The following is a 12,719-nucleotide window of genomic DNA, read 5'->3' on the forward strand; positions in this document are numbered from 1 at the left end:
TTTCTGACATATTTTATATATTTGCGGTCAATACAAATTTTGTGAAAAAATACCCTCTCTGGAAAAAGTTGATGGATTACGGTATGACTACCGTTGCCGTGATTATATTGCTTCCTGTTTTCGTTTTACTGATGATTCTGACCTCTTACGATACAGGCTTTCCCGGTATTTTCATTCAGAAACGGATTGGCAGGCAGGCAAAACCCTTTAATATTTATAAATTCAGAACCCTCCACCCCGAAACCCGTCAAAAATCTGCTATAGGAAATTGGATGCGAAGAACAAAATTAGATGAACTTCCCCAGTTATTTAATATTATAAAAGGGGATATGTCTTTAATCGGTCCCAGGCCGGATATTCCAGGGTATTATGATAGGCTGGAAGGGGAAGACCGCCTTATTCTCCAATTAAAACCGGGCCTTATCAGCGATGCTGGGATTAAATACAGCAATGAGGAAGAAATACTTAAACAACAGGAAAATCCGTTAAAGTACAATGATGAAGTTCTGTTTCCGGATAAGATAAAAATGAATCTTGATTATTACTATCATCTTTCTTTAAAGAATGACCTTCACATATTAATAAAAACCGTTTCAATATTGAGAATATAATTACTACTGTTAGAACAAAAATATTATACAATGAAATGTTTATCTAAAAATCTTTATGTCGCTGGCTGTTTTTGTTTAGCTTCTTTGGTGAGTGCTCAGACGGAAGTAAAAATGAATGCGCTTTTTGCGCCGGTAGGTATTGTAAATGTTGCTGTTGAAAAATCGCTGAATAAAAATTTCACCCTGCAGGCTGAAGCTTTTGTTTCTCCATGGAAATCTCTCGGGGGCAAAAATCTTCAGATTTATATGGGGACATTGGAAGGCCGCTATTATTTTGATGAAAGTATGAAGAAATGGTATGTAGGAGCTTATCTCTCAATGGCAGCTTTTAATCTTCAGAAATGGAACTATTGGAATAAAAAAGCTGTATACGATGAAAATGGAATTCCTGAAACTTTACCTGATGGCAGTATACGCAAAACAGAGAGATATCAGAAAGGGTTGGCTTTTATTGTGGGAGTAAGTGGCGGATATCATTTTACAATCAACGACAGATGGGGCCTGGATGTCTATGCGGGAATAGGAAACGAGCAGTCTTTTTATAAAGGTTATTTAAAAGATAACAATGAAAGATATGACGGAGCCAAAAAATGGAATAAAAGTGGAGAGCTTATTCCTACACGTGGTGGTTTAATGGTAACCTATAAGTTGAAATAAAACGATTCAGAGTTATTGAATTTTATTGCATTTTTAATAATGTTAAGCTGGTAGTAGTTAAGATAACTTTACAAAAAAAGTTCTTGTCAATATATTACATAAATTACTGCAATGAATTTATAAAATATATATATTTGCAAGGTTTATTCATAGATTATAAAATTATTCACTTCTTTAAAAAAAAGTATGGAGAAAGGCAATAGCGCTGATTTAAATATCCGAGAAATTTTAAAACCATATTTACAGAAACGGCTTTTGTTTCTTATCAGTATATTTTTAATGCTAATTGTGGCGATGTATTTTATTAAATCGTCAGTGCCGGTTTATAAGATTAAGTCAACAGTTCTGATCAAAGATGCTCAAAAGATGTCTTCAGCTTCGGGTGACTTTGGTATTTTACAAAGTTTGGGAGCAATGCCTGGGATGGGGACCAGCAGTATTGAAAACGAAATAGATATCTTTAAATCAAAATCTATTATTGAAGATGTTTTGAAAAACGTCAATTTTCAGACACCTGTCTATGCAAAACATTTATTGTATAATACAGAACTTTATGGAGATAATCTTCCTGTAATTATAAGAGTAGTTAATGAGAGAAAAGATGCGGAGTTTTCTGGAGAGCCTATTGATATCAGTATTCAGAATAATATGGTAAAGCTTCACTCAAAAGATTTTAGTAAAGACTTTACTTCGCCGTTCGATAAAGTCATTCGTCTTCCATTTGCAGATATTATCATTTCTAAAAATAAAGATTTTAAAAATAGTAAAGAGAGCAGTCAGAATTTATCAAACCTATTTTTTACCTATACTGATTTTGAGGGTACGGTAGATGCATTCCGGAAAGGCCTGCAGGTTAATCTTTCAAATAAAGAAGGAACCATAATAGAACTGTCTTTAGATTATCCGGAGAAAGAAAAAGCAAAGATTTTTTTAAATAAAATAGTGCTTCAGTATAATTTGTATGCCATTGAAGATAAAAATATTCAATCCAAAAGAAGTAAGGATTTTATAGATGAGCGTATTAATTTGATTTCAAGAGAGCTGGGTGATGTTGAGACACAAAAGGAAAGATTTAAATCCACCAATAATATTGTAGATTTACCGACAGAGGCAAAAATGAACCTTCAGCTGAAAGAAGGTACAAAAGGAAGATTGCTGGATATTGATACCCAATTGGAGCTTAACAGGGATTTACAGAATTTTTTAAGTAAGAAAGGGGTTTCAGATGTTTTACCGGTGAATATAGGACTTAATAATGATGCAGCTACGAAAGGTATTCTGGATTATAATGAATTGGTTATTCAAAGAAATAAGCTCTTAGAAAATGCAACTTCTGAGAACCCGCTGGTAAAGGAAATTGAAAAACAACTCGCTCTGATGAAATCATCAGTAAACCAAAGTCTTTCTAAAAATGAAGTTTCCTTGGATTTTGCCCGTAAAAGAATGTTATCTGAAATGGGAACATCCGAAGGTAAAATCAGTCAGATTCCTTTTCAGGAGAAACTTTTCAGAAATATAGAGCGTCAGCAGCAGATTAAAGAAAATTTATATCTTATCCTTTTGCAGAAGAGAGAAGAAGCTGCTATTACAATGGCAATAACTTCCGAAAAAGCCAGGATTATAGATCAGGCCTATGCCCTTAGAAAACCGGTCTCACCCAAAAAAATATGGATTTTAGGAATTGCATTAGCCTTAGGAGTTATTCTTCCATTCCTTTACATATTCGCAAAAATTTTATTGAAGAATAAAATTGAAAAAGGCAGCGATTTAACTACAAATACCCAGATACCACTTTTGGCTGAAATACCAAGATTGGGCAGAAAAGAAAAAGAATATATTGAAACGAATGATACTTCTCAGGTGGCGGAAGCTTTCAGAATTTTAGTTACCAATTTAAAATATATACTTCCAAAGAAAGATTCAGCAAAAATTATTCTGGTAACTTCGTCTGTTAAAGGAGAAGGTAAAACATTTGTTTCTGTAAACTTATCGTTGGCATTATCGTCCGGGGTAAATAAGGTTTTAATCATTGGTTCAGATATAAGAAACCCCCAATTGCAGAGGTTTAATAACAATATGAAAAATGCAACTGGTTTAAGTGAGTACTTACATGGGGAAGTTCAGGATCCAAAAGCAATCATTCATCCTAGTAATTTTCATTCAAACTGTGATTTTATTTATTCAGGAAGTATTCCGCCTAATCCTGCTGAACTTCTTGAGAATGGCAGATATGAAAAATTGATAGGTGAAGTTTCAGGTCAGTATAATTATATTATTCTTGATACAGCACCTTTAATGCTAGTTACCGATACATTATTGATTTCACAAATTGCAGATGCTACCGTATATGTTGTAAGATCAGAATTTTCAGAGAAAGAATTTGTACATTTTGCAGAAGGGAAAATTAATAGTGAAAAAATTAAGAAGGCAGCATTTGTTCTCAATGATGTACATGCTTCTAATTTAGGGTATGGTAACAAATATGGATACGGATATCATGCGGATGTAGAAAAGTGGTGGCAACGATTATTCAATTTTAAAAAAAATAACTCATAACTCATGTATAAGGGTAAAGTTTTAATGATTACCGGAGGCACCGGTTCTTTTGGTAATGCAATGCTTAAAGGATTCCTTAACTCTGATCTGAAAGAAATAAGAATTTTTTCCCGTGACGAAAAGAAACAGGAGGATATGCGTATCGAATATAAAAATGACAAATTAAATTTTGTAATTGGAGATATTCGTGATTTCAAAAGTATTAATGCTGCAATGAACGGAGTAGATTTTGTATTTCATGCAGCCGCATTAAAACAAGTCCCGTCCTGCGAATTTTATCCGATGCAGGCAGTTCAGACCAATATTTTAGGTGCCGAAAATGTACTGGAGGCAGCAGCTCAGAATAATGTACAAAGGGTTGTTGTTTTGAGTACCGATAAAGCTGTTTATCCTATTAATGCAATGGGGATCTCCAAAGCAATGATGGAAAAATTGGCGGTTGCCAAAGCTCGCGACCGAAGAGTAGATAATGCTAATGCTATTTATACCGTAACACGATACGGAAATGTAATGTGTTCTCGAGGTTCAATCATCCCTTTATTTATCAAGCAGATTAAAGAAGGCAAACCTTTAACGATTACAAATCCGGATATGACCCGGTTTATGATGTCTCTGGATGATTCTGTAGAATTGGTGATGTTTGCATTTAATAATGGTAATCCGGGAGATATATTTGTGCAAAAATCACCGGCAGCTACAATCCTTGTTCTTGCACAGGCTTTGAAAGAATTATTCAATGCTGATAATGAAATTGTTATTATCGGAGAAAGACATGCCGAAAAAAAATATGAAACTTTATGTTCTAAAGAAGAAATGTCCAAGGCGGAAGACTTAGGTAGATTTTACAGAATTCCGGCCGATTTCAGGGATTTGAATTATACAAAATACGTTCAGGAAGACGGCCCTAAATTGATTGATAACGAATACAATTCTGATAATACTGAAAGACTGAACATTGAGGAATTGAAAGCGCTCCTTCTTACTTTAGATCATGTTAAAGACGAGCTAGCTACCCATAATAAATAATAAAGATGTTACCATTAGTAAAAACTTCCATTCCTCCCAGGGATATTTTAATGCCGAAGTTGGAAGAAATTTTATACAGCGGCTATGTTGCACAAGGCGAGGCGGTAGAACAATTTGAAAGGAAATTTGAAGAATATATAGGTGGAGGCAATACTCTTTCCTTAAATTCCGGAACGGCAGCTTTACACATTGCTTTGATTTTGGCAGGTGTAAAGGAAGGAGATGAAGTGATCAGTACTGCATTAACAGCTGAGCCCACCAATGTTGCCATAAAAATGATCGGAGCCAAAGTAAGATGGGCAGATATAGACATAAAAACCGGGAATATTTCTCCTGATGCGATTGAAAAAGCCATTAATCCGAAAACAAAAGCGATTATCGTAGTAGATTATGCCGGAATTCCGGTAGATGTAAAACGTATTCAGGAAATTTCTGAAAAATATAATATTCCGGTTATCGAAGATGCAGCTCATGCGCTCGGAGCTAAATATAACGGAAAAAAAACAGGAAATCATTTTCCTTTTACAGTGTATTCATTTCAGGCGATCAAACATCTAACTACAATTGATGGTGGTGCTTTGCAGATTCTGGATAACGAATTGTATGAAAAAGGGAAAATAATCCGCTGGTTTGGATTAGACAAAAAACTAACCAGGATGGATAATAATATCACAATTCAAGGGTACAAATACCATATGAATAATGTGAATGCTATGATCGGTCTTGTCCAACTGGAAAATATTGAAAAATTAGTACAAAAATATATTGACAACGGGAAATATCTTGACGAACATTTAATGGGAGTCGAAGGTGTTGAACTGATCCAGTATTATCCGGACACAGAATCTTCTTACTGGCTTTATACTTTAAAAGTGGATAACAGGGATGCATTCATAAAGAAAATGGAAAATAACGGGATTATGGCTTCTGAGCTTCATAAAAGAAATGATCTGCATACCTATTTAAATGATTTTCCTGCAGAAATGCCTAATTTGGATGTTTTCTATAGCAAAATGGTACACCTTCCGTGTGGATGGTGGGTTACAAAAGAGGATTGCGATAAAATAATCAAACTTATTAAAGAGGGCTGGTAATGATTCCTATATACAAACCCTTTATGCCGGAGAACATCACGACCGGTATTAATGAAATTTTATATTCGGGGCAATTGGCTTACGGAAAATATGGGAAAGAATTTGAAAAAATGCTCTCTCAGTTTATTGGTAATCCGCATATTCTTACCACGACAACTTATAACCATGCTTTACTAACGGTTTTATCCGTTTTAGATTTAAAACCCGGCGATGAAATCATTGCAAGCCCGGTTAGCTGTTTGGCTAGCAATCAGCCTTTTGCCATAAAAAGCCTAAACATAAGATGGATTGATGTAGATCCTGAAACAAGCGCAATGGATGTATCTCAATTGAGATCATTAATTACAAAAAACACCAAAGCCATTTTTAATAACCTTTTTTGTGGATATGCAGGAGAATTGGAAGATGTTTACCAAATTGGAAAAGAGTTTGGGATTCCTGTAATAGATGATTGTATTGAAGCTTTCGGAACCGAATATAAAGGGAACAGAACAGGAAATACCGGTGCAGATATGACGGTTTTTTCTTTCCAGACTGTTCGCTTACCCAATACTATCGATGGAGGTGCAATTTCTTTTAATAACAAAGTTTTTTTTGAAAAAGCAAAATTAGTGAGAGATTATGGCATTGACAGAACAAATTTCCGTCTTGAAAACGGCGAAATTAACCCTGATTGCGATATAAATATTGAAGGGTATGGTGCCACTATGAGTGAGATCAATTCTTACATTGGCCTTAAACAAATAGAAGAAATCGAAACTTTACTCGGGAAACAAAAAGCCAATGCCGAAAAATGGAATACTTTTTTTGAAAAACAGGTAAATGCAAAGCCTTTAAAAATCAATAAAAATGTGAATCCGAACTTTTGGGTATATGGTGTTTTATCAGAAAACAAAAATGAATTTTTGCAGAAGATGAAAGATAAAGGATTCTATTCAACCGGCGTACATATCAACAATAATATTTATTCTGTTTTTAAAAATCGAGAAAATTTAAAAGGAGTAAATGAATTCATGGGAAAATATGTAGCAGTTCCTTGTGGCTGGTGGCTCTAAACAAATGATCATGAAAGAAGTTAAATTTATATACCACAGAGATATTGATTATGATTTATTAAATGAGATCATAAAAATTAAATCTGTTGCATGGCCGTACTCTTATGAAAATCAAAAAAAATGGATAAATTCCAATCTCAATGATGAAGATATCCATGTTCTGTTATCAGATGGAAAGCGGTATCTTGCCTATATGAATTTAATAAAAACAGCAGTTGTAATAGATTCTGAAGAATTGGCAATTTATGGTATTGGTAATGTTTGTGCTTTAGAAAAAGGAAAAGGCTGGGGAAAAGATATTATAATTGCTGTCAATCAATATTTAAATAAAATAGATTCTTTAGGTGTATTATTTTGTAAGAAAGATTTAGTGAAATTCTATTCTGAAAATGGTTGGAACCTGGTTCATCAGTCACAACTTAAAATTGATAATGAAGATAAAACTATTTATTGTATGATCAATAAAATAATTAAATTTGAGACGTTACAATATAATGGTAAATTATTCTGACTATGATCATTTTTTCTAAAATAAAAAATATTTTCTCTGCCATATGGCATTCGATTGTACAAAATCTGCCGGAAGAATTCAATAAGCTAAGAGTCAGAGATTATAATCAAAGAGGTTGTAAAATTCATAAAAATGTCTGGATATCACCTAATGTGGCAATAAAAGGCAAATTTGAAATGGGTGAAGGGAGCTCAATAGCTCAAAACTGTACCATATCCGGAGAAAATGCAGGCGTTTTTATAGGCAAAAATGTTATGATTGCCCCTAATGTAGTAATTATAGCATTTAATCATGAAACTTCTGATATTACAGTTCCTATGGCAAAGCAAGGATATATTGAAAAAGCTGTAATGATAGAGGATGATGTTTGGATTTCATCAAACAGTACGATAGGGATGGGTGTAAGAATTGGTAAAGGAGCTATTGTAGGCGCAAATTCCTTTGTTAATAAAGATGTAGATCCATATACAATAGTTGGTGGAGTTCCAGCCAGATTTATTAAGGCAAGAATAAGATGAAAAAAAATATACTGGCAAATTTCTTAGGCAAATTCTGGGGTATTTTATCAAATTTTTTGTTTATTCCTGTTTATATTAAACTTTTAGGTTTTGAAAGCTATTCTATAATAAGTTTTACCTTGATTATTGCCGGTGTGATGGCCATTTTAGATGCCGGGCTTACCGCGACTCTTTCCAGAGAATTTGCAAGGAATGACAACACTAAAGATGAAAGGGTAAGAACATACAGAACCCTGGAGTCATTATATTTCATTATAACAGCGGTATGTATTGCTGCTATTTTTTTTTCCGCAGATAGTATTGCATTAAAGTTTCTCAATCTTAAATCATATTCACCATCAGAGGTTTCTCTTTTTTTAAAGATAATCAGTTTTGAAACCGGCTTTCAATTATTAATCAGATTTTATTTTGGCGGATTATTGGGGCTGGAAAAGCAGGTTAAGGCAAATTTTTATCAGATTGGCTGGGGAATAGTGAGAAACGGATTTGTTGTTTTTTTACTGTTCTTATTACCCACATTGAAAGCCTTTTTCTTATGGCAGGCATTCTCAACTTTACTTTTTACGATTTTAGTAAAATTCTCCTTGGAAAAGGAATTAACAGGAAAATATTCCATCTGTTTTTCTATAAACATTGAAAAAGAAATTCTGAAAAATGTTTGGAAATTTGCCGGCGGAATGCTGCTGATTGCAATCGTGGCCGCAGTAAATACACAAATGGATAAAATTATGATAACCAGGCTTCTGTCTGTTGAGACTTTGGGGTATTATACCCTTGCATTATCACTTTCACAAGCAATTATCATTGTCGTGACTCCTATTACTACAGCTTTACTGCCCCGTTTTACATACCAATATTCAGGTGGTCAGAGTGAAGAGGCTGCTAAATTGTTTAACATGGCAGGTTTAATAGTTTCAATATTGGTGTTTGCTATTATGGCAAATATGTCTTTTTTTGCTAAAGATTTAGTTTGGATCTGGACAAATAATTTGACAATCGTACATAATACCTCTGACTTTATGCCGATTTTATCCATTTCGATGGGAATGTCGGCCTTAGTCAATCTGCCATACCAGATTGCCATTGCTAATGGATATACCAAATTAAATAATATTTTAGGTGTTTTGAGCCTGATTATTACTTTTCCGGGATATTGGCTGGCAACTCAATACTATGGGGCTGTAGGTACTGCATTAGTGTTTTGCTGTGTTCAAACAATAACAACTTTTGTGTACCTTTACTTTATTAATAAAAAAATATTGAAAACCAGAATAATTACAGATATTTATCTGAAGCAAATTCTTTTACCATTAATTATTTCGTTCGGGATAGCCTTTATATTCAGTTCATTATCAGGATTTATACATGATAATCGGATACTGAAAGTTTTTTGGATTGGGATTTCAACAATTTTTTGTTTATTTTTTACAGTTCTGATTTTAGTACCTAAACAAATGTTTAAGAATATTTTAAAATTAAAAAACTCTCCGTTTAAATAAAATGAAGCCACTATTAAGCATTGCAATTGCAACAAAAAATAGAGTTCCTTATTGTATAAAAACTATTGAGACTATCTTAGGCTTCAAAAATTATAATTTTGAACTTGTTATTCAGGACAATACAGATACTTTTGAGCTTGGAGAATATATTAAAAATAATATTTCGGATTCCCGGCTAAAATATAACTATACACCACCACCTTTTTCATCTATAGCTAATTTTAATGCTGTTCTTGATCTTTGTTCAGGTGAATATGTATGTCTTTTAGGAGATGACGACGGAATTATCGAGAGCATTTTTGACGTTGTACAATGGGCAGATAATGAGAAAATTGATTCTGTTTGTCCCCGGCTTTTTGTGAATTACATCTGGCCAAATGATTCAACCAATGGGAGATTGGTTATTCCAAACTCATCAGAAGAAATATGGTATAATCATCCGGAAAATAATCTTCAGGATCTTATTGATGATGGTATTTTGCTTTATACGAAGTTTAATCTTCCCAAACTTTATCACGGGATTATAAAGAAAAGCTGTCTTGATCAGATAAAAGATCATACAGGATATTATCTGGGCGGCTTAAGTCCGGATATATATGCGAGTATAGCTTTATCAGCAGTTGTTAAGAAAAATGTAATCATTGATTTTCCAGTTACTATTGCAGGTGCCTGTCCCAAAAGCACGACAGTAGATAATATACAGGGGAAACATTCCGGAGATTTGAAGAATGCTCCACATCTGCGTGATAAACCAGATTATATCTGGGATGAATTTGTGCCGGAATATTATTCTGTACAGACTATTTGGGCTGATTCGGCATTACACTCCCTAAAAGAATCTAACATTAAAGTAGATCTTAAAAGACTGAACAGGCTGAAAATTCTTGCAGGAGCTATTAATGATAATAAAAGTTTCAAAAAATACTTCACAAAAAAAACACTTGAAAACCTGAATATGGAGAAGGCTAATTTGGGGTTTGGCTTAAAATTGAATTATTATCGTTTACTTTTATTGCTGAGTAATAACCTCAAAAGAGTTAAAAATATTATTCCGTCAGGGAAAATGGTTAAAGCTAAAAGAATTTATAATGTAATAGATATCTTTGAATGCTCCAGGATCTGTAATGAGATTTACGGGAGTCATGATGTAAAATCTATTTTGAGTAATTTTAAAGGGAACTCAAGAAAAATATAGAAAAATTAAGATGTGTGTCCTATTCAGTACTGGAATAGATACTAAAGAGTCATATCAAATATATCATACATTCTTTTTTAAAATTTTAAATTCTTAATATGAATAAATATTTTAATAATGAAAAGCAAATTTTCTTAATACGGTCATTTATGAAAATCTGCTAAAAAAATAAGTAATGGACTTCTCAATATATTTATTACCCTTTTTATTTCTTGTTATGGTTTCCAGCGTGGTATACCTTTCACGCTTTGATTTGAAAAATTATTGGCATATACTGCTCTTTGCATTATTACCTGCTATTTTGGTGGCAGTATTAAGTGGAGATAGCGGAACCGATAAAGCATATTATTACGGATGGATTGAAGATACCTATAATGGTAATTTTGAAAAGGTAATCTATGAGCCGGGGTTTAAATATCTAACCTATTTCTTATCGTTGATAGAACCGGATAAGTTTTTTATTATTCCGGTGGTAGCTGTTATCACAACTTTACTTTTGGTGTTTTCTTTTTCTGAAAATAAATGGCAGCTCCTCGTTTTTACATTCATTCTCTTTCCGTTTTTTTATTATGATATGACGATGAATGGGTTGCGTTATGGTTTAAGCTTTGCTTTATGTGCTTTTGCTGCAAAAAAACAAGCCGAAAAGAATACGCCTCTTTTTTTTATGTTTGGAGTTTTAGCTGCAAGTATGCAGTATTCATCTGCTATTATTGTTGTACTTATTTATTTTTCACAGGTAGAACTGAAAAAAATACATCTTTTATTTTTATTGGTTTTAGGATATATAATTTTTCAGCTGTTAGATTTTTCTTATTTTGATAATAAAGTTGATGTCTACAAAGATTTGTCACGGCCGTCAGGTATTTCAGGTTTGTCGCCGTTAGTATTATTTTTACTTATTTTCGGGCTTAACTGGTATTTAAACAGGAAAATTAAAAATATCCTAATCATTATTCTGGTTCTGGAAATAGCATCATTTCTTCTGTCTCTAAAGTCTTATTCAGGATTAAGATTTCAGAATCTTATTATTTTTGCATTGTTAATTTTTATATCTTTCTTTCAGGAGGTTCAGCCTTTTAGGAAGCAGAATATCCTGTTGTTTTTTATGATAGGCTTTTTAAGTTTTGGATTAAAAATCCGTAATTTTATGAACGAGGATGTTGAAGGAACCACGCCATTTTTGCCATATGAATTCTACTGGGAAAGAAGATAAAGTATCTATTGTGCTTCCTCTGTACAACGCAGAGTCTACCATCCTGTTTTCTATTGGTTCGGTTTTAGACCAGACGTATGGAAGCTGGGAACTTATCATTATTAATGATGGATCTGCTGATAATAGTGCTGATGTTGTATTAGAATTTATTAATGGACTGAATGCAGAGACTAAAGATAAAATCATTTTTCTGACCCAGGAAAACAAAGGCCCTTCTTTTACCCGAAACCGGGGAATAAAATCTGCAACGGGGCAATATATTGCTTTTTTAGATTCTGATGATGTATGGGTAAAGGAAAAGTTAGAATGGCAGGTATACTATCTTAAGAATTTTAATGAGGTAGGTATTGTAAGCGGCGGTTTTAATAAGGCCGGAACAGGTAAGGATTTTGAAGAAATACCTTATTATAAGCTACTGTTCAAAAATTATTTTCTTACCCCAACAGTTATTATCAAGAAAGAATTTTTAGAGGAAGAAGACTCCTGTTTTAATGAAAGAAAAAAATATTCGGAAGACCAGGATTTATGGTTGAGGCTTACATACAAAAGAAAAGGTATTTATCTTAATAAAGTTTTGGCAAAAAACATAGTGGGAAAAGCTAACTTTGGAGAAAGTGGTTTGTCTGCCAATCTTGACCAGATGCATAAAGGAGAAATTGAAAATTTAATTTTTCAATACAGACAAAAAAGGATTTCCCTTATTACCCTTGTGATTGTTATTGGTTTTTCATACTTAAAATATTATAGAAGAATATGGCTTGCACGAAAAAAAAATATCTAG

Annotated in this window: 12 protein-coding genes; all 12 read left to right on the top strand. The window is 33.2% G+C overall.

Annotation, left to right across the window (positions count from 1 at the left end):
- The first annotated feature begins 41 nt into the window (after nt 1–41).
- The 12 genes from PMI13_RS03840 to PMI13_RS03895 all read left to right on the top strand — a co-directional run bounded on the left by PMI13_RS03840 (nt 42) and on the right by PMI13_RS03895 (nt 12,719).
- Nucleotides 42–611: a sugar transferase gene (locus PMI13_RS03840; protein ID WP_238536273.1), complete on the top strand. Its 570-nt coding sequence runs from the start codon at nt 42–44 to the stop codon at nt 609–611.
- 30 nt (nt 612–641) lie between these two features.
- Nucleotides 642–1,268 carry a DUF3575 domain-containing protein gene (locus tag PMI13_RS03845; protein ID WP_007840897.1) on the top strand — a complete coding sequence of 209 codons (627 nt, stop codon included), beginning with the start codon at nt 642–644 and terminating at the stop codon, nt 1,266–1,268.
- 294 nt (nt 1,269–1,562) lie between these two features.
- A complete protein-coding gene (locus PMI13_RS03850; protein ID WP_162129627.1) occupies nt 1,563–3,824 on the top strand; it encodes a GumC family protein in 2,262 nt (753 codons plus the stop codon).
- Between the two features lie 3 nt (nt 3,825–3,827).
- The gene (locus tag PMI13_RS03855; protein ID WP_007840902.1) at nt 3,828–4,850 is read left to right on the top strand and encodes a polysaccharide biosynthesis protein; all 1,023 of its coding nucleotides are present in this window, start codon (nt 3,828–3,830) and stop codon (nt 4,848–4,850) included.
- Between the two features lie 5 nt (nt 4,851–4,855).
- Nucleotides 4,856–5,944: a DegT/DnrJ/EryC1/StrS family aminotransferase gene (locus PMI13_RS03860; protein ID WP_007840904.1), complete on the top strand. Its 1,089-nt coding sequence runs from the start codon at nt 4,856–4,858 to the stop codon at nt 5,942–5,944.
- Nucleotides 5,944–6,999: a DegT/DnrJ/EryC1/StrS family aminotransferase gene (locus PMI13_RS03865; RefSeq protein WP_007840905.1), complete on the top strand. Its 1,056-nt coding sequence runs from the start codon at nt 5,944–5,946 to the stop codon at nt 6,997–6,999. Before PMI13_RS03860 ends, PMI13_RS03865 begins: the two co-directional genes overlap by 1 nt.
- 10 nt (nt 7,000–7,009) lie before the next feature.
- On the top strand, nt 7,010–7,510 hold the full coding sequence (locus tag PMI13_RS03870) for a hypothetical protein (RefSeq protein ID WP_007840907.1): 501 nt from the start codon (nt 7,010–7,012) through the stop codon (nt 7,508–7,510).
- Between the two features lie 2 nt (nt 7,511–7,512).
- A complete protein-coding gene (locus PMI13_RS03875) occupies nt 7,513–8,028 on the top strand; it encodes an acyltransferase (RefSeq protein WP_007840908.1) in 516 nt (171 codons plus the stop codon).
- On the top strand, nt 8,025–9,527 hold the full coding sequence (locus PMI13_RS03880) for a lipopolysaccharide biosynthesis protein (RefSeq protein WP_007840910.1): 1,503 nt from the start codon (nt 8,025–8,027) through the stop codon (nt 9,525–9,527). The genes PMI13_RS03875 and PMI13_RS03880 overlap by 4 nt, the downstream gene beginning before the upstream one ends.
- Before the next feature lies 1 nt (nt 9,528).
- Nucleotides 9,529–10,722, top strand: coding sequence for a glycosyltransferase family 2 protein (locus tag PMI13_RS03885; RefSeq protein WP_007840911.1), 1,194 nt, complete (start codon nt 9,529–9,531; stop codon nt 10,720–10,722).
- 175 nt (nt 10,723–10,897) lie between these two features.
- Nucleotides 10,898–11,938 (top strand): EpsG family protein, encoded by a 1,041-nt coding sequence (locus PMI13_RS03890; RefSeq protein WP_007840913.1) that lies wholly within the window; start codon nt 10,898–10,900, stop codon nt 11,936–11,938.
- The gene (locus tag PMI13_RS03895) at nt 11,913–12,719 is read left to right on the top strand and encodes a glycosyltransferase family A protein (protein WP_034669382.1); all 807 of its coding nucleotides are present in this window, start codon (nt 11,913–11,915) and stop codon (nt 12,717–12,719) included. Before PMI13_RS03890 ends, PMI13_RS03895 begins: the two co-directional genes overlap by 26 nt.

It is taken from the genome of Chryseobacterium populi (assembly GCF_000282115.1).
In the GTDB taxonomy this organism is placed as follows: Bacteria; Bacteroidota; Bacteroidia; order Flavobacteriales; family Weeksellaceae; genus Chryseobacterium; species Chryseobacterium populi.